This is a genomic window from Citrobacter sp. JUb117 (assembly GCF_024809055.1).
In the GTDB taxonomy this organism is placed as follows: domain Bacteria; phylum Pseudomonadota; class Gammaproteobacteria; order Enterobacterales; family Enterobacteriaceae; genus Citrobacter; species Citrobacter gillenii.
In genome coordinates this window covers 226,024-248,953 of the sequence record NZ_JANUFB010000001.1, presented here as the reverse complement: position 1 = coordinate 248,953, position 22,930 = coordinate 226,024, and the positions used below count along the sequence as shown (strand labels likewise).

Annotated in this window: 21 protein-coding genes; 11 read left to right on the top strand and 10 right to left on the bottom strand. The window is 53.1% G+C overall.

Annotated elements, in window-relative coordinates; genetic code table 11:
* Window positions 1-17: 17 nt before the first annotated feature.
* The 3 genes from M2374_RS01205 to M2374_RS01195 all read right to left on the bottom strand — a co-directional run bounded on the left by M2374_RS01205 (window position 18) and on the right by M2374_RS01195 (window position 4,943).
* A complete protein-coding gene (locus M2374_RS01205) occupies window positions 18-2,282 on the bottom strand; it encodes a hydratase (protein ID WP_181490424.1) in 2,265 nt (754 codons plus the stop codon).
* 91 nt (window positions 2,283-2,373) lie between these two features.
* Window positions 2,374-3,807: an anion permease gene (locus M2374_RS01200; RefSeq protein ID WP_117341659.1), complete on the bottom strand. Its 1,434-nt coding sequence runs from the start codon at window positions 3,805-3,807 to the stop codon at window positions 2,374-2,376.
* Window positions 3,808-3,887: 80 nt separating this feature from the next.
* The gene (locus M2374_RS01195) at window positions 3,888-4,943 is read right to left on the bottom strand and encodes a 4-oxalomesaconate tautomerase (protein ID WP_181490426.1); all 1,056 of its coding nucleotides are present in this window, start codon (window positions 4,941-4,943) and stop codon (window positions 3,888-3,890) included.
* Window positions 4,944-5,122: 179 nt separating this feature from the next.
* Here M2374_RS01195 and M2374_RS01190 point away from each other — a divergent pair, with 179 nt between their 5' ends.
* A complete protein-coding gene (locus tag M2374_RS01190; RefSeq protein WP_115259017.1) occupies window positions 5,123-6,067 on the top strand; it encodes a LysR family transcriptional regulator in 945 nt (314 codons plus the stop codon).
* A 65-nt stretch (window positions 6,068-6,132) separates the two neighbouring features.
* Here the strand turns inward: M2374_RS01190 and pgl are convergent, their stop codons facing one another.
* Entirely contained in the window at window positions 6,133-7,128 is a 996-nt protein-coding gene (gene pgl, locus M2374_RS01185; RefSeq protein WP_115259018.1) for a 6-phosphogluconolactonase, read from the bottom strand.
* A gap of 166 nt (window positions 7,129-7,294) precedes the next feature.
* Here pgl and M2374_RS01180 point away from each other — a divergent pair, with 166 nt between their 5' ends.
* Window positions 7,295-8,113, top strand: a complete 819-nt coding sequence (locus M2374_RS01180; protein ID WP_115259019.1) for a pyridoxal phosphatase — start codon at window positions 7,295-7,297, stop codon at window positions 8,111-8,113.
* On the opposite strand, the gene modC is transcribed toward M2374_RS01180, so the two are convergent.
* The 4 genes from modC to M2374_RS01160 form a co-directional block, all read right to left on the bottom strand.
* Entirely contained in the window at window positions 8,114-9,172 is a 1,059-nt protein-coding gene (modC, locus tag M2374_RS01175; RefSeq protein WP_115259020.1) for a molybdenum ABC transporter ATP-binding protein ModC, read from the bottom strand.
* A gap of 2 nt (window positions 9,173-9,174) precedes the next feature.
* The gene (modB, locus tag M2374_RS01170; RefSeq protein ID WP_115259021.1) at window positions 9,175-9,864 is read right to left on the bottom strand and encodes a molybdate ABC transporter permease subunit; all 690 of its coding nucleotides are present in this window, start codon (window positions 9,862-9,864) and stop codon (window positions 9,175-9,177) included.
* The gene (gene modA, locus M2374_RS01165) at window positions 9,864-10,637 is read right to left on the bottom strand and encodes a molybdate ABC transporter substrate-binding protein (RefSeq protein WP_181688350.1); all 774 of its coding nucleotides are present in this window, start codon (window positions 10,635-10,637) and stop codon (window positions 9,864-9,866) included. The genes modB and modA overlap by 1 nt, the downstream gene beginning before the upstream one ends.
* Before the next feature lie 199 nt (window positions 10,638-10,836).
* Window positions 10,837-10,986 (bottom strand): AcrZ family multidrug efflux pump-associated protein, encoded by a 150-nt coding sequence (locus M2374_RS01160; protein ID WP_085047482.1) that lies wholly within the window; start codon window positions 10,984-10,986, stop codon window positions 10,837-10,839.
* A 129-nt stretch (window positions 10,987-11,115) separates the two neighbouring features.
* Between M2374_RS01160 and modE the strand changes: the two genes are divergently transcribed.
* From modE to gpmA, 7 genes are all read left to right on the top strand, one after another.
* Window positions 11,116-11,904, top strand: a complete 789-nt coding sequence (gene modE / locus M2374_RS01155) for a molybdenum-dependent transcriptional regulator (protein ID WP_096757798.1) — start codon at window positions 11,116-11,118, stop codon at window positions 11,902-11,904.
* 67 nt (window positions 11,905-11,971) lie between these two features.
* Window positions 11,972-13,444, top strand: coding sequence for a molybdate ABC transporter ATP-binding protein ModF (modF, locus tag M2374_RS01150; protein WP_259153371.1), 1,473 nt, complete (start codon window positions 11,972-11,974; stop codon window positions 13,442-13,444).
* Between the two features lie 618 nt (window positions 13,445-14,062).
* On the top strand, window positions 14,063-15,079 hold the full coding sequence (galE, locus tag M2374_RS01145) for a UDP-glucose 4-epimerase GalE (protein WP_181688351.1): 1,017 nt from the start codon (window positions 14,063-14,065) through the stop codon (window positions 15,077-15,079).
* Window positions 15,080-15,088: 9 nt separating this feature from the next.
* Window positions 15,089-16,135 (top strand): galactose-1-phosphate uridylyltransferase, encoded by a 1,047-nt coding sequence (gene galT, locus M2374_RS01140; RefSeq protein WP_135912373.1) that lies wholly within the window; start codon window positions 15,089-15,091, stop codon window positions 16,133-16,135.
* A 3-nt stretch (window positions 16,136-16,138) separates the two neighbouring features.
* Complete coding sequence (galK, locus tag M2374_RS01135; protein WP_137362292.1) at window positions 16,139-17,287, top strand: galactokinase; 1,149 nt, start codon at window positions 16,139-16,141, stop codon at window positions 17,285-17,287.
* The gene (gene galM / locus M2374_RS01130; RefSeq protein ID WP_181688352.1) at window positions 17,281-18,321 is read left to right on the top strand and encodes a galactose-1-epimerase; all 1,041 of its coding nucleotides are present in this window, start codon (window positions 17,281-17,283) and stop codon (window positions 18,319-18,321) included. The genes galK and galM overlap by 7 nt, the downstream gene beginning before the upstream one ends.
* Window positions 18,322-18,543: 222 nt before the next feature.
* Complete coding sequence (gpmA, locus tag M2374_RS01125) at window positions 18,544-19,296, top strand: 2,3-diphosphoglycerate-dependent phosphoglycerate mutase (protein WP_096757810.1); 753 nt, start codon at window positions 18,544-18,546, stop codon at window positions 19,294-19,296.
* Between the two features lie 118 nt (window positions 19,297-19,414).
* On the opposite strand, the gene aroG is transcribed toward gpmA, so the two are convergent.
* Complete coding sequence (aroG, locus tag M2374_RS01120) at window positions 19,415-20,467, bottom strand: 3-deoxy-7-phosphoheptulonate synthase AroG (RefSeq protein ID WP_115259029.1); 1,053 nt, start codon at window positions 20,465-20,467, stop codon at window positions 19,415-19,417.
* 317 nt (window positions 20,468-20,784) lie between these two features.
* Here aroG and M2374_RS01115 point away from each other — a divergent pair, with 317 nt between their 5' ends.
* Window positions 20,785-21,159: a YbgS-like family protein gene (locus M2374_RS01115; RefSeq protein ID WP_117341648.1), complete on the top strand. Its 375-nt coding sequence runs from the start codon at window positions 20,785-20,787 to the stop codon at window positions 21,157-21,159.
* 113 nt (window positions 21,160-21,272) lie between these two features.
* On the top strand, window positions 21,273-22,214 hold the full coding sequence (gene zitB / locus M2374_RS01110) for a CDF family zinc transporter ZitB (protein WP_115259031.1): 942 nt from the start codon (window positions 21,273-21,275) through the stop codon (window positions 22,212-22,214).
* Here zitB and pnuC read toward each other — a convergent pair.
* Window positions 22,211-22,930 (bottom strand): nicotinamide riboside transporter PnuC, encoded by a 720-nt coding sequence (pnuC, locus tag M2374_RS01105; RefSeq protein WP_117341646.1) that lies wholly within the window; start codon window positions 22,928-22,930, stop codon window positions 22,211-22,213. The two genes, zitB and pnuC, sit on opposite strands and share 4 nt — an antisense overlap.

Genomic DNA, 22,930 nt, shown 5'->3' with positions numbered 1-22,930 from the left:
CCGGCCTACAGTAAGCCTTACATCAAACGCGCTTTATTCGCGTTAATCAAACTTCCTGCCTTGATGATTTCACGCTCTTCCGCCGTCAGACTTTCCATATACAGGTTAATTTCACTGACCGACCCATTCTCATACAGTACGTATGCGGTAATCTCGCGACTGCATGCGTCCAGCGCGCGGCGAATACCGGGAATGTAAATATAATCACCCACCTCGAAAGACGGCTTCCCGATCATTTGCAGCGGCAGCATTCCCCAGTTGATGACGTTGGAACGGTAACGCTTGGTGGCATATTCCTCGGTGATATTCGCCAGCCCACCAATCACGCGCTGGCAGCTTGCCGCCTGCTCACGCGCGGAACCATCTCCCGGTTTGACGGCATAAATCATGCTGCCAATCCCCGTTTCCAGTGGCACAACATCTTCCTGACCGGCAATCTGACGAATACGGTCGAAGATGGGTGACAATGCGCTGTTTACACCACCAGCCCGTCGCTGTTTTTCCAGCTCAGCAGTAGCTTTACTCCTCCCCACATAACCGGGATCCCGCCGTGAAAGCGTAAATTCCGCCAACCCTAAAGGATTTGAGCGATAGGACGACGTCTCCCCGGATGGGATCAGCTCGTCGGTCGTCGTCACTTCATCAAGAATTTTCGAGGCGACCTTCAACAAAATATTGTCAGTCAGTGCACCCAGCTCCGGCCAGTCTTTAATATTAGGACCATAGATTAACGCCTGCTGCGTGGCACCTTTCACAAAGCCCTGATACACACGACTTTTATAAGGCGCAGGGTCAAATGCATAGGCCGGAATTTCGTCCCAACAGTCCAGGTCGGTTGCCGGGGTCAGGAATCCGCCGTTTACCGCCGTTGCGGCAATGGAACGCGCGTCCATCAGCGCCACGGCTGACATTTGCCCGTTGCCCGGCTTCGAGCCTTCGCGGTTAGGGAAATTACGTGTGGTATGGCGAATGCTCAGCCCGTTATTGACTGGTGTGTCACCCGCGCCGAAGCAAGGGCCACAGAACGCAGTTCGGATAATGGCGCCCGCGCCCATCAAATCCGCCACCACACCTTTCTTCGCTAAGTCCATAAACACCGGCTGTGATGAGGGGTAGACCGCCAGCGAGAAGGTGTCGCTACCGCAGGATTGACCGCGTAGCGCACTGGCGGCGGCAATCACGTTTTCGTAGTTGCCGCCCGAGCACCCGGCAATGATCCCCTGCTGTACTTTTAAACGCCCATTCTCAACTTTGTCGAGCAGTGAGAGGCTGGCTTTCCCTTGCGCGATACGCGCAGATTCAATTTCGATCCCGCGAAGAATATCGGTGAGATTCTCATTGAGGGTGTCAATTTCATAGACGTTGCTGGGGTGGAAAGGCAGCGCGATCATTGGCTTGATGGCGCTCAGATCAACATAAATACAGCCATCGTAATACGCCATCGGCTGCGGGTTCAGCAGGCGATAGTCTTGCTCACGGCCATGTAGCGCCAGCCAACTGCGGGTTTCATCATCCGTTTGCCAGACGGAGCTCAGACAGGTGGTTTCTGTCGTCATCACATCAACGCTGTTGCGAAAATCTGTGGAGAGAGACTTAATACCCGGACCGACAAACTCCATCACTTTATTTTTGACGTAGCCGTTTTTAAACACCGCGCCGATAATAGCTAGCGCGACATCCTGCGGCCCCACGCCAGGTGCCGGTTTTCCGGTCAGATAGACCGCAACAACGTCAGGATAATCAACATCCCAGGTATCGTTTAACAGTTGCTTGACCAGCTCGCCGCCACCTTCACCGACTGCCATTGTGCCCAGTGCGCCATAGCGCGTATGGCTGTCTGAGCCGAGGATCATTTTTCCGCCGCCGGCCATCATCTCACGCATATATTGATGGATCACCGCAATATGTGGAGGCACAAAAATGCCCCCATAGCGTTGCGCCGCGGACAGCCCGAACAGATGATCGTCACCGTTAATGGTCCCGCCTACCGCACATAATGCGTTATGGCAGTTGGTCAACACGTAAGGCAACGGGAAACGCTCCATACCTGAAGCTTTCGCTGTCTGAATAATGCCGACAAAGGTAATATCGTGTGACGCTAATGAGTCAAACTTAATTTTAAGCTTGTTCATATCTCCCGACGTATTGTGTGCCGACAGAATCGACCAGGCGATAGTCCCTTTTTTCGCGTGATCTTTTTCGATATGCCCGGAACAATGTTCCTCGGTTAACAGTTCATTGTTTTCGGAGAGAAAGACGCCTTTCTCATATAAATTAATCATCACATACTCCATGGTACAACGCCCGCACAAATACCGTGCACAAAGGCATTGTTAATCAATAAACTTAATAGACTGAATATTGACATGTTATTTACAACATATTCCAGTCAATCAACATGCTCCACCACCATACGCCCAGGGTGATATGCACAATAAAAGTTAAGAATGTCAGCATGCCGCCAACCAGCCACCACGATTTAATGTCGTTATAGCCCACACCGAAAATAACCGGACCCGCCGCGCCGCCATAATGGGTTACCATTCCGCCATATGAGTTAGAGAACAGTAATGCCAGAGCCGTTAACATCAGTGGTGCACCAGAGACATTCGCTAACATGGCAAAGACGGGCATCATCGCCACAATATAAGCGCTACCGGAAGCGAAGAAATAGCGGACAATAATACTCAGGAACAAAATAACGAAGAAGGCTACATTGCTATGATTGTCAAAAGAGAGGTTATTTTTGAACAGTTCAGCTAACCAGTCAAAAAACTTCACTTTCGATAATAAAGAACTCAGGCCAATAATTCCGCCGTACCAAATTAAGGTATTCCAGCCCCCTTTATTTTTTACCACATCATCCCAGGTCACTACGCCCAAGAGGAGCATCGCGCCCATCACTACAATGGCCACCGTTGATTCATCAACGCCGAGGCTTTTACTGAAGATCCACCCTAATAGTGCAAGAACAAAAATGCCCAACAGCATTTTTTCTCGCCCTTTCATCGGCCCCAGTTCCTGGAGCCCGGCTTTGGCGATGGTTTTGTTATCCACTTTGGTAATTTCAGGCGGATACATAAAGTAGATAACTAATGGAGTCAGGAGCAACATCACAATACCAGGTAAACTCGCCGCCAGCGCCCATCCGCCCCAACTTAACTGCAGGTGACAGATATCGTTAATCATTTTCAATGCCAGGATGTTGCCTGCCATGGCGGTAAAAAACATATAGCTGGTGGTTTTGGTGACCATATAGACCGTCATCATCAGGTAGTGGCCAACACGGCGTGGGCTTCTGTCTGGTTCAGACCCCAATGCCACCGCCACGCTATTGATGATTGGCAGCACAATCCCTCCCGCTCGCGCGGTGTTAGATGGCGTTGCTGGCGCCAAAACCAGGTCCAGAAAAACAGTGACGTAGCCTAGCCCCAGTGTGGTATTCCCGATTTTGCCGATCAAAATATAGGCAATGCGCTTGCCCAGACCGGTAGTCACAAACGCGGCACTTAGCGTAAATGCAGAGAAAACCAGCCACGTGGTGCCTGACGCATAACCGCTGAGAACGCTGCTGGTTTTTAGTACGCCGTGACCTAAATTACCGACCACGACCATTGATGCCGCGACGGCAATCAACAACACTACCGGCTCAGGAAAAGGTTTGATCACCAACCCGACAATAGCGGCAAGATAAATACCGAAAAGAACCCAGGCCAGTTCCGTTAATCCTGCTGGCGCAGGAATAATGCCAATAATACAGGGGATCGCCAATATAACGATTAGCTTCCATAATGATTTCACATTCATGTGGTATTCCTGATTTATACGTACAGGCAATCTCGCGAAATAAATCCAGTATCCGCGATGCATAACCGTTTTAATTAACGTTATGCGGGAAGGTAAACCTCACCAGAAAATATTTTCCGGGCGGTGCGAATCACCGAGGCACGAATAGCCGTAGCATCATCACTTTCATTACTCAAATAAATATCCAGTGAGCCACCGGGGTGTTCAATGCTGATATTTCCATACCCTACCCCCGGTGCTACCTGCTGAGTTACCGTCCCAGCAATCACGCAACTGCTGGCAATGGCAATAGCGCCAGTGATCGCCAGCGCTTTATGGCAAGCGTGAGGCATAAAATAGCGCACAGTAATTGCACCACTCTGCTGCGGCGCTGAAATAAGGATAGGTTTAGGAATGACCATATTGGAAACATCCCCTAACCCCATAGCCAGCCCTGCCTGACAGCGAATAGATTCCATGCGTGCTAATAATTCTGAGTCAGCATCCAGTTCCTCCGGTGATTCATAACCGGTTTTGCCCAGATATTCAGCGGGAATAATCACCACCGGTGTCGCCATATCCATACAGGTCACCGGAACGGCATCAAAACAATCACGATGGTTCCCCGTTGGGAAAATACGTCCTGTTTTAGACCCCGCGGCATTCAGGAACGTGAGTGCTACAGGCGCTGACGTACCCGGTACGCCGTCTATTTTGACCGGGCCTTCATACTCAACAACACCTTGCGGCGTCTGCACATCGGCTTCAATAAACGTATTGGTGTTTATATTGCGAATCCGTACGCGCGTCGTCGGCGCTGTGGCGGCAATCAGCCCATTTTCGATGGCGAATCCCCCGACGGCGGAAAGCATATTGCCGCAATTTGGCGTGGTATCGACACGTTGTTCATGCACCAAAACCTGAGCAAATAAATAATCAATATCTGCCTGTGGGTCGGTTGAACGGCTGATAATCGCCACTTTACTGGTTAGCGGATTACCCCCACCAATACCGTCGATTTCCAGCGCATTCCCGGAACCCATAATTTTAATCAATACATCATCACGCTGCGTTTTCTCTTGTGGTAGATGTTCTGCTAATAAAAATGCGCCTCTGGAGGTTCCTCCACGCATCATAACGCAAGGTATTTTTTTCACGCCAATGCCCTCAACTATATTATTCATATTAAAGACAGGATTACATGCGTGAAATACGCTGGCTAATGACTTTGTTGTCGTGATTAGTGACTTTTTTTTATTAATTCAAGATTAACATTGGCAGGTAAACTGGTCGCTCTATCAGGACAGAACGTCCCTTAACCTTGTCTGGAGCCGGAATGAAACATGAATTATCGAGCATGAAAGCATTTGTCACGCTGGCAGAGTCCAATTCTTTTAACAATGCGGCTAAGTTACTTAATATTACGCAACCTGCATTAACACGTAGAATAAAGAAAATGGAAGAGTATTTACACACTCAACTATTTGAGAGAACAACCCGCAAAGTCACATTAACAAAAGCAGGCCAGTTGTTATTACCAGAAGCCCGTGAATTAATTAGAACCCTAGATGAAACAATCTTTAATATCAGCAAAATGAATACACACTATCACGGGATGGTAACGTTATCCTGTATCCCTACCGCCGTTTTCTATTTTTTACCGTTGGCGATCGGCAAATTTAATGAGCTATATCCCAATATTAAGGTGCGAATTATTGAACAAGGTACGAATAATTGTATGGAATCCGTACTTTGCAACGAGGCTGATTTTGGCATAAACATGAACAACATCACAAATTCTTCCATTGAATTCACCCCGCTGGTTAACGAACCCTTTGTTCTGGCATGTCGGCGCGATCATCCGCTCGCCCATAAACAGCTGGTCGAATGGCAAGAACTGGTGAATTGCAAATTAATAGGCGTGCGTTCGTCGAGCGGTAACCGATTGCTGATTGAGCAACACCTGGCAGATAAACCGTGGAAGCTGGATTGGTTTTACGAGGTTCGCCATTTATCCACCTCGCTTGGCCTGGTGGAGGCTGGGCTGGGGGTTTCCGCGTTGCCAGGGTTGGCCATGCCGCACACGTCGCATCCAACGCTGATCGGCATCCCGCTGGTTGAGCCGGTGATTAGGCGCACGTTAGGCGTTATTCGGCGTAAAGATGCGGTGCTCTCTCCTCCCGCTGAACGCTTTTTTTCTCTGCTGTTAAATCTGTGGGCCGAAGAGAAGGACAACTTGTGGCGACCAATTTCCGATCTCCAGGGGAAACAGAGTGCCTGATGGCGGCTAATGCCTTATCAGGCCTACGAAGCGTGTGCTTATCGTAGGCCATTTGGCATAAAGTCTTAGTATGCGTTGATCACGACCCACATCGGGCCTTGTCCAACCGCATAGCGACCTTTCTCGGTCAGCAGTCCCTGCTCACCCGCAATGTCATACACCGCAATGTGGTGCGATTTCTGCCCGGCGGCAATCAGGTATTTTCCGCGGCTGTCGATATTAAAACCACGCGGCTGGGTTTCGGTAGGCTGGAAGCCCTCTTTGGTCAGCACACTGCCATCTTCTGACACGCTAAACACCGTAATCAGGCTGGCGGTACGGTCACAGGCATACAGATGACGACCATCAGGCGTGATATGAATATCTGCCGCCCAGCGGGTGTCGGAGAAATCAGCTGGCATCATATCCAGCGTTTGTACGCACTCAATTTTGCCGTGCGGATCGTTCAGTTCCCAGACATCAACCGAACTGTTCAGCTCATTGACGCAATAGGCGTACTGATGATTCGGATGGAACGCCATATGACGCGGTCCCGCGCCCTCTACGGTCGTCACCTCCGCCGGATCCTGTGCGATCAGCTTGCCATCATCACTGAGGCCAAATAGACAGATACGATCCTGCTTCAGTGCGGGAACCCACAGCGTGCGGTTATCCGGAGAGATATTGGCCGAGTGGCACCCGTCCATACCTTCTACTACGTCCACCAGCTCAACCGGTAGGCCATCCTCCAGACGCGTCACGCTCACGCTGCCTGCGTTGTACGATCCGACAAACACAAAACGACCTTGATGATCGGTCGAAATATGCGTCGGGCTGCCCGGCAGCGCAGATTCTGCGGCAAAGGTCAGCGCACCGTCATCCGGCGCAATACGGTAGGCCAGCACGCGAAACTCAGGACGCACGCCAACATACAGATAGCGCTTATCCGGGCTGACGACCATCGGCTGCACCTGACCCGGTACATCAACCACCTGCGTCAGCGTCAGTGAACCGTCGTGGTTCAGGCTCCAGACGTGGATCTGCTGACTTTCAGGGCTGGCGGTATAAACGGTTTGCTTCATGAATGCTCCTTTTACTTTTTGGCAAGTGGCTGCAATTGCCTGACACACGCCTAAGGTAGACGCTTTTAACGGTGAATGCTTAATTAAGACTCAGAATTTTGTCCGGTTGCCGACTCGGTGTACCATGCCCAAAGACACAATTCTCAACCTTAATCTGGAATAACTGATGACCACTCGCGTGATTGCCCTGGATTTAGACGGTACGTTGCTGACCCCGAAAAAAACCTTACTGCCCTCTTCTCTCGAAGCGCTCTCGCGCGCCAGAGAAGCCGGCTACCAACTTATCATTGTCACAGGTCGCCATCACGTTGCTATTCATCCTTTTTATCAGGCACTGGCGCTGGATACACCTGCAATTTGCTGTAATGGCACTTACTTGTATGATTATCAGGCAAAAAAGGTTCTGCAATCCGATCCCCTTCCCGTTGATCAGGCACTGCAACTGATCGATCTGCTGGAGGCACATCAGATCCACGGTCTGATGTATGTAGACGATGCCATGCTGTATGAGCGCCCGACCGGGCATGTGGTACGTACCGCAAACTGGGCGCAAACCCTGCCGCCGGAGCAGCGTCCCACCTTTACCCAGGTCCCCTCACTGGCGCAGGCCGCACAGGACGTTAACGCCGTCTGGAAATTTGCCCTTACCGACGAAGATATTCCTAAGCTGCAGCAGTTTGGCAAGCACGTTGAGCAACAGCTGGGGCTGGAGTGCGAATGGTCATGGCACGATCAGGTCGACGTGGCCCGCAAAGGCAACAGCAAAGGAAAACGCCTGACCCAGTGGATTGAAGCACAGGGGGGGTCAATGGAGAATGTCATCGCCTTTGGCGACAACTTTAACGATATCAGTATGCTGGAAGCCGCAGGCACCGGCGTGGCGATGGGTAATGCAGATGACGCGGTCAAGGCCCGCGCCAATATCGTGATTGGTGACAACACCACCGACAGCATCGCCAAATTTATTTATTCTCACCTGCTGTAATCAGGCGGTTATCGACACGCTCTTAATTTGCGCGTACAGCCACAGGCCAGGTTTGATGCCCAGTTCATCCCTGGCCCACGGGCTGATCCTCGCCCACAGCGTTTTACCGCCGACCTCAAGCTGCACTTCCACCTGCCCGTTGTCGTCATAGCACTGCGCGACCTTGGCGCGCAACACGTTGCGAATACTGGTCTGCTGCGGCGGTTGTAATACCAGTGATACATCCGAGGCCTGAATACGAATACGCAGCGCGGTTTGCAGCGGCTGCTCCAGTTTATTAACCCACAGATGCTGATCGCCCAGCGCCAGCGCGGTCATTGAATAATGCGGATGATGTTCCAGCACGCTGACTTTGAGGATGCTGCTTTGCTGTTCTTTCGGTAGCCAGGGGTGCATCACGCTGCTGCCCCAGACATCCTCCAGCGAGCCAAACGCTTTTACCTGGCCGTTCTCCAGCACCATCACTTTATCGGCCAGATGCAAAATCTCATCCAGCGAATGGCTGACATACAGCATCGGGATGTTGATTTCGCGCGCCAGGCGTTGCAGGTAGGGTAGCAGTTCACGCTTACGCGGAATATCCAGTGACGCCAGCGGCTCGTCAAGCAGCAGCAACTCAGGCGCGGTCAGCAGCGCCCGACCAATGGCCACGCGCTGTTTTTCACCGCCGGAAAGGCTACCAGGCAGGCGCTCGAGTAGCGGTTCAATCCCTAACAACGTCACCAGCTTATCAAACTGCCCGGCCATGCTTTTCGCCATGCCGTAGCGCAGGTTACCGCGCACTTTATAATGCGGGAACAGGCGCGCATCCTGAAAAACGTAGCCGACCCGGCGTTTTTCAGGGGTTAAACAGATGCCATTTTCTACATCGTTCAACACCCGACCGTTGAGCACAATGCGCCCGGACTGCGGCTTCGTCAGTCCGCTAATGGCGTTAATCAGCGAGGTTTTGCCCGCCCCGGACACGCCAAAAATCGCGGTAATGCCAGTGGCGGGTAACGTTTCGTTGAGCGTCAGACAGTGCGAGCCTAACGTCTGGGTGAAATTCAGTTCCAGCATGATTATCGCCCCGTCCGTTCGCGGCTGATGCGCGCCAGCCACTCAGAAATCAGTAGCGAAATTAACGCCAGCACAATAGAAATCAGGCAAAGTCTCGCCGCCGCGCTTTCACCGCCAGGAGTCTGGATCAGGGTGTACATCGCCGAAGGGATAGTGCGGGTTTCGCCAGGAATATTGGAAACGAAGGTGATCGTCGCGCCGAACTCGCCGAGCGAGCGGGCAAATGCCAGCACCGTGCCGACAATAATGCCCGGTAGCATCAGCGGCAAGGTGATGGTCAGGAATACGCGCCAGCGACCGGCCCCCAGCGTACGGGCGGCCTGTTCCAGCTTGACGTCCACGCCTTCAAGCGCCAGACGGATGGCCCTCACCATCAGCGGGAAAGACATCACCGCCGCCGCCAGCACCGCGCCGCGCCAGCTGAAGGCAAACGTAATACCAAACCAGTCGTACAGCCGCTCGCCGATAAATCCGCGTCGCCCCATGGCCACTAACAGCAGATAACCGACCACCACCGGTGGCAGTACCAATGGCAAGTGCAGCACGCTGTCGAGCAGAGCTTTACCTGGAAACGTGCAGCGCACCAGCAGCCAGGCAAAGAAGATCCCAAACGGCAGGCTGAACAGCACGGCCAGGGAAGAAACTTTCAGGCTCAGTATAACGGCCTGCCATTCAGGATCGCTGAGTATCATTACTTGGTCGTAAATCCATAACGTTTAAAGATTTCAGCAGCCTGCGGTCCTTTCAGGTAATCATAGAACGCGCTGACCGTGGCGTTAGAATGCCCATCAACAATCGCGATAGGGTATTCGACTTTTTTGTGTGAATCTTCCGGGAACGTGGCTACCACTTTGACGCCTTTGCTGGCGACGGCATCGGAACCGTAAACAATCCCCAGCGGCGCTTCGTTACGTTCGACCAGCGCCAGTGCGCCGCGTACGTCTTCAGCTGGGGCCAGTTTCGGCGCCAGAGTATCCCATGCGCCCAGTTTTTGCAGCGCTTCTTTGGCATAAATGCCCGCCGGAACATGTTCCGGGTCACCGACCGCCAGACGCCCACCGTTCAACAGGTTGGTCCAATTGGTTTTACTGTCGATGGTAAACGCTTTCTGCTCGCTCGCTTTTGGCGCCACGACCACCAGGCTGTTACCGAGCAGCGTTTTACGTGATGCGGTGTCGATAGACTTTTTGTCTACCGCATAATCCATCCATTTCTGGTCGGCAGAAATAAACAGATCGGCGGGTGCACCGGCTTCAATTTGGCGCGCCAGCGTAGAAGACGAGGCAAAAGAGGAGACGACGTCCACGTTCTTCTCTTTTTTATACTGGGCTGCAATGTCCTGCATCGCATTTGTCAGCGACGCCGCGGCGAACACCGTAATTTTGCCTTCATCCGCCAATGCATGCCCGGCAACAGAAAGAGAGAGTGTTGCCCCTGCAAACAAGCGTAACCATGTACGTGCCATCTGTAACTCCTTTGCGTTTCGTTATGTACGAAGCAATATAACGATTAATTCAGGATTTTCCCAGTGGTTATTCGTACCCATCAAAGGTTATATAAAGAAATTATCGGCAGGAAAAGCAGGATCTTGAGAAACTATAGGTACAGAAAGCGAGCTAGGAGGCGAGAAATATAAACGCCCGACTGAGCGGGCGTTTGGGGAATCAATGGTTCTGTTTGGACTGATCTTTCTGACCGATACCGGAGAAAATGTTGAACACTTCACCCAGTCCGTAAATCAGCCCCAGAATGATGGCCATCACCACAGGAACCATGATTACGGCGAATACCAGACTTTTCAATAACTCTAACATGATCAACTCCAGATATAGTCCTTAGCTGTATTTTAACCCCATAACGCAGAATTGCACTCCCCTTTTGTGCGGTCGACTTTGCGCGCGCGCGGTTTTCCGTCACAATATCCCTTTTGCCAGGAGCTTGATATGCAGGCCGAAATCCTTCTTACCCTGAAACTTCAGCAAAAGCTGTTTGCCGATCCCCGCCGCATTTCGCTGCTTAAGCACATTGCGCTTTCCGGCTCTATTAGTCAGGGCGCGAAGGATGCGGGTATCAGTTACAAAAGCGCCTGGGATGCCATCAATGAGATGAACCAGCTCAGTGAGCAAACGCTGGTAGAGCGCGCCACCGGCGGCAAAGGCGGCGGCGGCGCGGTATTAACCCGCTATGGCCAGCGCCTAATCCAACTTTACGATTTGCTGGCACAAATTCAGCAGAAAGCGTTTGATGTCCTGAGCGACGACGACGCCCTGCCGCTGAACAGTTTGCTGGCAGCCATCTCCCGTTTTTCACTACAAACCAGCGCCCGTAACCAGTGGTTTGGCACCATTACCGCACGCGACCACTCTCAGGTTCAGCAGCATGTTGATGTCCTGCTGGCCGATGGCGAAACGCGGCTGAAAGTCGCGTTGACGGCGCAAAGTGGCGAACGTTTAGGGCTGGATGAGGGTAAAGAAGTGCTGGTCCTGCTGAAGGCGCCATGGGTGGGGATCACCCAGGACGACGCTATCGCCCAGGCGGCTGATAACCAACTACAGGGGACCATCAGCCATATTGAGCGCGGCGCCGAACAGTGCGAAGTGTTAATGGCGCTGCCCGATGGCCAGACGCTGTGCGCCACGGTTCCGTCGGAAGACGCCGCGACGCTGCAAGAAGGCGCTAACGTCACCGCGTATTTCAACGCCGACAGAGTGATTATCGCCACGTTGTGTTGAGTCGATTGACATCGGCTCGCAGAACACGTATCCCTGTTGTTCATTGCTGCAAAACATGGGATATAAAATGTCATCGTTGCAAATTTCGCAAGGCACGTTTCGTCTGAGCGACACAAAAACGCTCCAGTTGAATACGTTGACGTTGAACGCGGGGGATAGCTGGGCGTTTGTCGGTTCTAACGGCAGTGGGAAATCCGCGTTAGCGCGTGCGCTGGCGGGGGAATTGCCGCCGTTAAAAGGCGAGCGCCGCTGTCAGTTCACGCGTATCACCCGACTCTCCTTTGAGCAGTTGCAACAACTGGTCAGCGACGAATGGCAGCGTAATAACACCGATCTCCTCAGCCCCGGCGAAGACGACACCGGACGCACGACGGCAGAAATCATTCTCGATGAAATCAAAAATCCAGCGCGCTGCAAAGCGCTGGCGCAGAAGTTTGGCATTGCGCATCTGCTCGACAGGCGTTTCAAATACCTCTCTACCGGCGAAACACGTAAAACCCTGCTTTGTCAGGCGCTGATGTCGGAACCGGAATTGCTGATCCTGGATGAACCGTTTGACGGACTGGACGTTGCGTCACGTCATCAGTTAGCGGATTTGCTCGCCACGTTGCATCAGGCAGGTATTACGCTGGTGCTGGTCCTCAACCGCTTTGATGAGATTCCAGAATTCGTGCAGTTTGCTGGCGTCCTCGCGGATTGCACCCTGACTGAAACCGGCGAGAAAGCCGGTTTACTGCAACAGGCATTGATAGCCCAGCTTGCGCATAGCGAACAACTGGCCGGGATTACATTACCCGAACCCGATGAACCCTCTGTTCGCCGTACGTTGGCCGATCACGAGCCGCGTATTGTGCTCAACGATGGCGTGGTCTCGTATAACGATCGCCCTATTCTGCATCACTTGAGCTGGCAGGTGAATCCAGGCGAACACTGGCAAATTGTCGGCCCAAATGGCGCGGGGAAATCCACCCTGCTCAGCTTAATCACCGGCGATCACCCACAGGGTTACAGCAACGCACTGACGCTGTTTGGTCGTCGTCGCGGCAGCGGTGAAACCATCTGGGATATTAAAAAACACATTGGCTATGTCAGCAGCAGCCTGCACCTCGAGTACCGCGTCAGTACCACGGTGCGCAACGTGATCCTCTCCGGTTATTTTGATTCGATCGGTATCTACCAGGCGGTTTCTGACCGGCAGCGTAAGCTGGTACAGCAGTGGTTAGACATTCTGGGCATCGATAAGCGTACTGCCGACGCGCCGTTTCACAGCCTTTCCTGGGGTCAGCAGCGACTGGCGCTGATTGTTCGCGCGCTGGTTAAGCACCCTACTCTGTTAATCCTCGATGAACCCTTGCAGGGGCTGGATCCGCTGAATCGCCAGTTGATCCGCCGTTTTGTTGATGTGCTGATCGGCGAAGGTGATACCCAGCTGCTGTTCGTTTCTCACCGCGCCGAGGATGCGCCAGCCTGTATTACGCATCGACTGGAGTTTGTGCCTGACGGCGAGATCTATGGCTATCGACAAACGTCCCTGGAATAATAAACATGTTATTTCAGGCAAGCTGTTCCGTTCACCTCATGTATATAGCTTCTCCGATGCCACACTACCCGTGAACGGGTAAAGGGCGTTCTCCGCCACGCCCTTTACAATCCCGGCTCCCGGCGGGAAAATTGCCACTTCGTGGTCCCCTCCGCTAATTCCTCCAGGCTACCGGGCCGGGCGCGAGGAAGCGTCCATGCAAAACGCGCCCTGAACCCGCATCCCTGCGGGTTCTCCCGGCCTTACGGAAACTCGTCGGCAATTTTCAGCCGGACCAGCCCACACCTAACCACCGGTGTTGTTATTTGAACTTACCTGAACAGAGAAATTAATTTGACTGAAAGTCAGAGCGCTGAAGCGACATCCTGCTCCGGGCTAATACATTTTCCATACATGTCTAACTGACGTGCTGTACGCATTGGACGCCCATTTTTTTACCTGCTTTTTCGGATAAATGGCGCAGTCGTGAACAAACCCTATGATTTACAATTAAAAAAAAGACGCTAAACGGTGAAAACACTGAAGTGTAAACGATTCCACTAATTTATTCCATGTCACACTTTTCGCATCTTTGTTATGCTAGGATCATTCCATACCATAGGCTTAACGGAGCGAATTATGAGAGTATTGGTTACAGGTGGTAGCGGTTACATCGGAAGCCACACGTGCGTGCAGTTACTGAAAAACGGTCACGACGTAGTGATCCTTGATAACCTCTGCAACAGTAAGCGCAGCGTACTGCCCGTTATCGAGCGTTTAGGCACGAAGCATCCGACCTTCATTGAAGGGGATATCCGCAACGAAGCGCTGATCACCGAAATTCTCCACGATCACGCCATTGATACGGTCATTCACTTTGCCGGTCTGAAGGCCGTGGGTGAGTCTATTGCCAAACCGCTGGAATACTACGACAACAACGTCAACGGTACCCTGCGTCTGGTAAACGCGATGCGCGCCGCCAACGTCAAGAACTTCATCTTCAGCTCCTCAGCCACAGTCTATGGCGATCAGCCGCAAATTCCTTACGTTGAAAGCTTCCCAACCGGAACCCCGCAAAGCCCGTACGGCAAAAGCAAACTGATGGTCGAGCAGATCCTGACCGATCTGCAAAAAGCCCAGCCAGAGTGGAGCATCGCGCTGCTGCGCTACTTCAACCCGGTTGGCGCACATCCGTCAGGCGATATGGGCGAAGATCCGCAGGGCATTCCCAACAACCTGATGCCTTACATTGCTCAAGTTGCCGTTGGCCGCCGCGAGTCGCTTGCGGTATTTGGCAACGACTACCCTACCGAAGATGGTACCGGCGTTCGCGATTACATCCACGTGATGGATCTCGCCGACGGGCACGTTGTCGCTATGGAAAAACTGGCGGGTAAACAAGGTGTGCATATTTATAACCTCGGCGCGGGCGTCGGCAGCAGCGTACTGGACGTGGTCAACGCCTTCAGTAAAGCCTGTGGTAAACCGATTAACTACCATTTTGCACCGCGTCGTGACGGCGATCTTCCCGCCTACTGGGCAGATGCCAGCAAAGCCGATCGCGAATTAAACTGGCGCGTAACCCGCACGCTGGACGAAATGGCACAAGACACCTGGCACTGGCAGTCACGCCATCCGCAAGGATATTCGGATTAAGGACACGTCATGACGCAATTCAATCCTGTCGATCATCCACACCGCCGCTTTAACCCGCTTACCGGGCAGTGGATCCTCGTCTCACCACATCGCGCCAAACGCCCCTGGCAAGGGGCGCAGGAGACACCGTCTAAGCAGGTTCTCCCTGCACATGACCCGGACTGCTTCCTGTGTGCAGGTAACACGCGCGTAACCGGTGATAAAAACCCGGATTACACCGGCACCTACGTCTTTACCAATGATTTTGCCGCGCTGATGTCCGACACCCCGGACGCACCGGACAGTCACGATCCGTTGATGCGCTGTCAGAGTGCACGTGGAACCAGCCGTGTCATTTGCTTCTCACCCGATCACAGCAAAACGCTGCCGGAACTCAGCGTGCCTGCGCTGACGGAGATTGTGAAAACGTGGCAGACGCAAACGGCCGATCTGGGGAAAACCTATCCCTGGGTACAAGTGTTTGAAAATAAAGGCGCAGCGATGGGGTGTTCGAACCCACATCCGCACGGTCAGATTTGGGCCAATAGCTTCCTGCCCAATGAAGCAGAGCGTGAAGACCGCCTGCAAAAAGACTATTTCGCTGAGCAAGGCAAACCGATGCTGGTCGATTACGTCCAGCGTGAACAGGCAGACGGCAGCCGCACGGTGGTGGAAACTGAGCACTGGCTGGCGGTCGTGCCTTACTGGGCGGCATGGCCATTTGAAACGCTGCTACTGCCTAAAGCACATGTGCTGCGTATTACCGATTTGACCGACGCGCAGCGTGCCGACCTGGCGCTGGCGCTGAAGAAACTGACCAGCCGTTACGACAATCTGTTCCAGTGTTCTTTCCCTTATTCCATGGGCTGGCACGGCGCACCGTTTAATGGCGAAGAGAATCAACACTGGCAGCTGCACGCGCATTTTTATCCGCCCCTGCTGCGTTCCGCGACCGTGCGTAAATTTATGGTCGGTTATGAAATGCTGGCGGAAACCCAGCGCGACCTGACGGCAGAACAAGCCGCCGAGCGTTTGCGTGCGGTCAGTGACATCCATTTTCGCGAATCCGGAGTTTAAAAAATGAGTCTGAAAGAAAAAACACAATCTCTGTTTGCTGAAACATTTGGCTACCCTGCCACCCATACGATTCAGGCGCCCGGTCGCGTCAACCTGATTGGCGAACATACCGACTATAACGACGGCTTCGTTCTGCCTTGCGCCATCGACTACCAAACAGTGATCAGCTGTGCGACGCGTGACGATCGCATCGTGCGCGTGATTGCCGCTGACTACGAGAATCAGGTTGATGAGTTTTCTCTCGACGCGCCGATTATCGCCCATGACAGCCAGCAGTGGTCGAACTATGTCCGCGGCGTGGTAAAACACCTGCAAAAGCGTAATAACGCCTTTGGCGGTGCCGATCTGGTGATCAGCGGCAATGTACCGCAGGGCGCTGGCTTAAGCTCCTCAGCGTCGCTGGAAGTAGCGGTCGGCACCGTGTTCCAGCAGCTTTATCACCTGCCGCTCGACGGCGCGCAGATTGCCCTGAACGGTCAGGAAGCCGAAAACCAGTTCGTCGGCTGCAACTGCGGCATCATGGATCAGCTGATTTCCGCGCTGGGCAAGAAAGATCATGCGCTACTGATCGACTGCCGTACGCTGGGTACCAAAGCGGTCTCCATGCCTGAAGGCGTCGCCGTGGTGATCATTAACAGTAACTTTAAGCGTACGCTGGTCGGCAGTGAGTACAACACCCGTCGCGAGCAGTGCGAAACCGGCGCGCGCTTCTTCCAGCAACCCGCGCTGCGTGATGTCAGCCTTGAGGCATTCAACGCCGTCGCCCATGAGTTGGACCCGATCGTCGCCAAACGCGTCCGCCACGTGATCACCGAAAATGCCCGTACCGTGGAAGCCGCTGATGCCCTGGCAAAAGGTGACCTGCTGCGCATGGGCCAGTTGATGGCGGAATCTCACGCCTCCATGCGCGATGACTTTGAAATTACCGTGCCGCAAATTGATACCCTGGTGGAGATCGTCAAAGCGACCATCGGCTCCCAGGGCGGCGTGCGCATGACCGGCGGCGGCTTCGGCGGCTGCATTGTGGCGCTGATCCCTGAAGCGTTGGTTCCTGCAGTACAGCAGGCTGTCGCTGCGCAGTACGAAGCGAAAACCGGTATCAAAGAAACCTTCTATGTGTGTAAACCTTCACAAGGAGCCGGACAGTGCTAAACGAAATTCCCGTCATGGCCCCCGATGGCCAGCCGTTTCGTCTGCTGACCCTGCGTAATGACGCAGGGATGGTGGTCAACCTGATGGACTGGGGCGCAACGCTGTTGTCGGCCCGCATTCCTCTGAGCGATGGTAGCGTGCGTGAAGCATTGCTCGGCTGCGCCAGCCCGGAGCAATATCCTGATCAGGCTGCGTTTCTGGGAGCATCGATTGGCCGCTACGCGAACCGTATCGCCAACAGCCGTTATACCTTCGCTGGTGAAACCATTGAATTACTGCCAAGCCAGGGTGAAAATCAGCTGCACGGCGGGCCGGACGGTTTCGATAAACGTCGCTGGCAGATAGTGAATCAGAATGACCGTCAGGTGCTGTTCGCACTGACCTCTGACGATGGCGACCAGGGTTTCCCAGGCCACCTTTGCGCGACAGCGCAGTATCGCCTGACCGACGACAATCGCATTTCAATCACCTATCGCGCGACGGTCGATAAGCCCTGCCCGGTGAATCTGACCAACCACGTTTATTTCAACCTCGACGGTGATAAAACCGATGTCCGCCAGCATAAGCTGCAGATCCTCGCCGACACGTATCTGCCGGTTGATGCGATGGGTATCCCACACGAGGGCCTAAAGCCGGTGGCGGGCACTTCTTTTGACTTCCGTACGCCAAAAGTTATCGCCAGCGAATTTCTGGCCGATGACGATCAGCGCCACGTAAAAGGTTACGATCACGCCTTCCTGCTACAGGCACAAGGTGATGCCCGTAAGCCGGTCGCGCTGCTGTGGTCGCAGGATGAAAAATTGCAGATGGAGGTCTACACCTCGGCCCCGGCTTTGCAGTTCTACTCCGGGAATTTCCTCGGCGGCACGCCGTCCCGTGGCCCAGAGGCGTACGCCGACTGGCAAGGTCTGGCGCTGGAAAGCGAGTTTCTGCCGGACAGCCCGAACCATCCGGAATGGCCGCAGCCGGACTGCTTCCTGCGCCCGGGCGAAGAGTACGCCTGCGTGACGGAATACCGGTTTATTCCGGCCTGACGACTAACCATGACGAGTCCAGTATCGGGCTCGTCGTTTATTGCCCTCCCCCAACCTACTCAAAGCCTCACCACCAAAAGCCAAAATCGCAACCTTGAGTTCACAAGAACCTTACACTGTGCAGCTATTTTCGCTATGGTTATGCGTAAGCATTGCCGCTGACGCATTACGGCAATATAATGAGAACTATTATCATTCAATATGGTTTATAGGAGTGAGTGTATGGCTGTAACTAAGCTGGTTCTGGTACGTCACGGTGAAAGTCAGTGGAACAACGAAAACCGCTTTACCGGTTGGTACGATGTTGATCTGTCCGAGAAAGGCGTAGGCGAAGCAAAAGCGGCGGGCAAACTGCTGCGAGAGGAAGGCTACAGCTTCGATTTTGCTTACACTTCTGTGCTCAAACGTGCCATCCACACCCTGTGGAACGTACTGGATGAACTGGATCAAGCGTGGCTTCCGGTTGAAAAATCCTGGAAGCTGAACGAACGTCATTACGGCGCTCTGCAGGGTCTGAACAAAGCCGAAACCGCTGAAAAATACGGTGACGAGCAGGTTAAACAATGGCGTCGTGGCTTCGCGGTAACACCGCCGGAGCTGACCAAAGATGACGAGCGCTATCCGGGGCACGATCCGCGTTATGCTCAACTCACTGACAAAGAGCTGCCGGTTACCGAAAGCCTGGCGCTGACCATCGAGCGTGTTATCCCTTACTGGAACGAAACCATTCTGCCGCGCATGAAAAGCGGTGAGCGCGTGATTATCGCCGCTCACGGTAACTCCCTGCGTGCGCTGGTTAAATACCTGGATAACATGGGCGAAGATGAAATTCTGGAACTGAACATTCCGACCGGCGTACCGCTGGTGTATGAGTTCGACGAAAACTTCAAGCCGATCAAACGTTACTATCTGGGTAATGCTGACGAGATCGCGGCAAAAGCGGCCGCCGTTGCCAACCAGGGTAAAGCGAAGTAATTTCTTCGCTGAATATAAAAAAGCGCGGATTATCCGCGCTTTTTTTATTTCGCCGCTACCAGGCAGTCTGCGCAGAAAAGCCTGATGGCGCTACGCTTATCAGGCCTACGAGACTCGGTTAGCCGCGACGCGTTTTGACCGCGTTTGCCAACTGGCGTAACACCGCATCAGTATCTTCCCAGCCAATGCAGGCATCGGTAATGCTCTTACCGTAGGTCAGCGGCTCGCCGCTATCCGGATTCTGATTACCTTCAACCAGATGACTTTCAATCATCACGCCAATAATCGCTTTCTCACCGCCAGCAACCTGTCCGCAAACGTCTTTCGCGACATCCATCTGCTTTTTAAACTGCTTGCTGGAGTTTGCATGGCTAAAGTCAATCATCACCTGCGGGGACAGACCTGCTTTAACCAGCCCTTCCTTCACGTCTGCAACGTGCTGAGCACTGTAGTTTGGCTCTTTACCACCGCGCAGAATGATATGGCAGTCGCCATTACCACTGGTATTCACAATGGCTGAATGACCCCATTTGGTCACCGACAGGAAACAGTGCGGCGCGCCAGCGGCGTTGATGGCATCAATGGCCACTTTGATCGTACCGTCAGTCCCGTTTTTAAAGCCAACCGGGCAGGAAAGACCGGACGCCAGCTCACGGTGAACCTGGGACTCAGTCGTACGTGCGCCAATAGCCCCCCAGCTCATCAGATCGGCCAGGTACTGGGGGGTGATCATATCAAGGAATTCACCCGCTGCTGGCAAGCCGCTGTCGTTAATATCCAGCAGCAACTTACGCGCAATGCGCAGGCCATCGTTGATCTGGAAGCTGTTATCCATATGCGGATCGTTGATCAGCCCCTTCCAGCCTACGGTGGTACGCGGCTTTTCAAAATAGACGCGCATGACGATTTCAAGCTCGTCTTTAAGCTCATCACGCAGCGCCAGCAGGCGAGCGGCATAGTCTTTGGCGGCTGCCGGATCATGAATCGAGCACGGCCCGATCACAACCAGTAAGCGATCGTCGCTGCCTTTCAGAATTTTATGAATCGCTTTGCGGGCGTGAGCAACCGTATTTGCGGCATTTTCAGTAGCAGGGAATTTTTCCAGCAGTGCGACCGGGGGGAGTAACTCGTTGATCTCTTTAATGCGTAAATCGTCGTTCTGATAATTCATGATTATTCCAGCGTTGCCATACTTATATAAATGAATGCAATCCCTCCAATCTATATCTTCAGTTCTAAAGTGTAAACGGGGTTTTACACTTTGGACGGATTAATCCTGGAATAAGCCAAAAAAACGCAATAAAGTAGCGATAAACGAGATCCAAACTACAATTTATAACTGCAATAGCTTATTTATTTATTAATTTCAATATTCTATGCTGGTTTTAATTTTCATACTGAAATAGTTAACTACCTTCTGAGGATTTAACTGGCACATGCACTGTTGGAAGAGGTTATCCGACATATCGACCATAACAGGAGCATATTATGCAAATGACAAAGCTGGCCTCACTCTTTCTTACTGCCACTCTTAGCCTCGCCAGCGGCGCGGCGTTGGCTGCAGACGCAAACACGCAGTCAAATAACGGTCAGGCGAATTCTTCGGCGGATGCCGGGCAAACCGCACCGGACGCACGCGAGAACGTGGCACCGAATAATGTCGACAACAACAACGTTAATTCGGGCGGCACCATGCTCCATCCGAACGGTTCATCAATGAATCATGAAGGGATGACCAAAGACGAGATGCACAAAAACTCAATGTGCAAAGACGGTCGTTGTCCGGATATCAACAAGAAGGTAGAGACCGGAAACGGTATCAACAATGACGTAGACACCAAAACCGACGGCACCACCCAGTAAAGCTAAAAATATGGCTAATAACGGGAGAGCAAAAGCTCTCCTTTTTAATTTTGTCAGCCCAAACCCGGTATGATGTCATACAGTAATGATGAGAATAACAAAGGGATGACATTATGGCGCACTCACATACCCCCACTTCCCCTGACCTGCCCAAAGATAATAACGCCCGTCGACTGCTGTTCGCCTTCTGCATTACGGCGGGATTTATGTTCGTGGAGGTGGTCGGCGGGATCCTGTCAGGCTCGCTGGCGCTGCTGGCGGACGCCGGCCATATGCTGACAGATGCAGCCGCTCTGCTTTTTGCACTGCTGGCTGTCAGGTTTGCTCGCCGACCGCCGACCATCCGACACACGTTCGGCTGGCTGAGGCTCACGACGCTGGCCGCGTTTGTGAACGCTATCGCGCTAGTGGTGATCACCATTTTAATCGTCTGGGAGGCGATAGAGCGCTTCTATACCCCACGGCCGGTAGCTGGCGGCATGATGATGGTGATTGCCGTGGCAGGTTTACTGGCTAACGTTCTTGCCTTTTGGGTGCTGCATCGCGGGAGCGAGGAGAAGAACCTCAATGTTCGCGCCGCGGCCTTGCACGTAATGGGCGATTTACTGGGGTCGGTTGGCGCGATCATCGCGGCGTTGATCATCATCTGGACCGGCTGGACGCCAGCGGATCCGATCCTGTCGATTCTGGTTTCCGTGCTGGTACTGCGTAGCGCCTGGCGGTTATTGAAAGATAGCGTGAACGAATTACTCGAAGGCGCACCGCTGTCACTGGATATTCCCGCGCTACAGCGCCACCTCAGCCGGGATATTCCTGAAGTTCGCAACGTGCACCATGTGCACGTCTGGATGGTGGGTGAAAAACCGGTGATGACGCTACATGTGCAGGTGGTTCCCCCGCACGATCACGACGCATTGCTGGAACGCATTCAACATTTCCTGACGCATCATTATCAGATTGAACACGCAACGATCCAGATGGAATATCAGCCATGCAACGGGCCGGACTGCCACCTGTATCAGGGACTGTCCGGCCATTCACATCACCATCACTAATGGGAGAGCGCGCGTGAGCCACGTTCGCGCGCGCTGTTCATCCACATCCTGCTGCCGTTAAGCGCAATAACGGTGAGGATCATGTATTCCAGCGACATCGCATACACGCCTTGCAGGGCGAAGATCACCACGCTGATGACGTTAATGATCACCCACAGCAGCCAGTTTTCGACGTATTTCCGCGTCATCAGGATCATCGCCGCAATCGACAGCACCATCATGCAGGAATCCCAGAACGGGAATGCATCGGGTTGCAACTCAGGTGCGGCAACCTGTAATCCCAGCCCTTGCATAATGTTCACGGCCATACGGGTCAGAAACGCGAAGACCGGATCGATAAATACCGTCATCAGACCAATCGCCACCACGCAAGCCGCCAGCCAACCTAGCGCTTTCGGCAGCGGCAGCCAGCGAATTTTCAGCTCAGCCTCATGTTGGCTGGTTTGCCGGGACCAGGCATACCAGCCGTAGATATTGGCGGCAAAAAAGAACACCTGTAATAACAGGCTGGCGTAGAGTTGGATCTGAAAGAAGATGATCGCAAACAGCGTGACGTTTATCAGACCAAAGACGTAGTTGCTGATTTTCTCAAGGCTTGCCAAACCAATGCACAGTAAACCGGCAACGGTCCCCACTGCTTCAATCCATGACAGGTCGTATCCCCCCGCGCCAATCGGGATATGAACCAAAATATTCTGCGTGCTAAAAAAATCCAT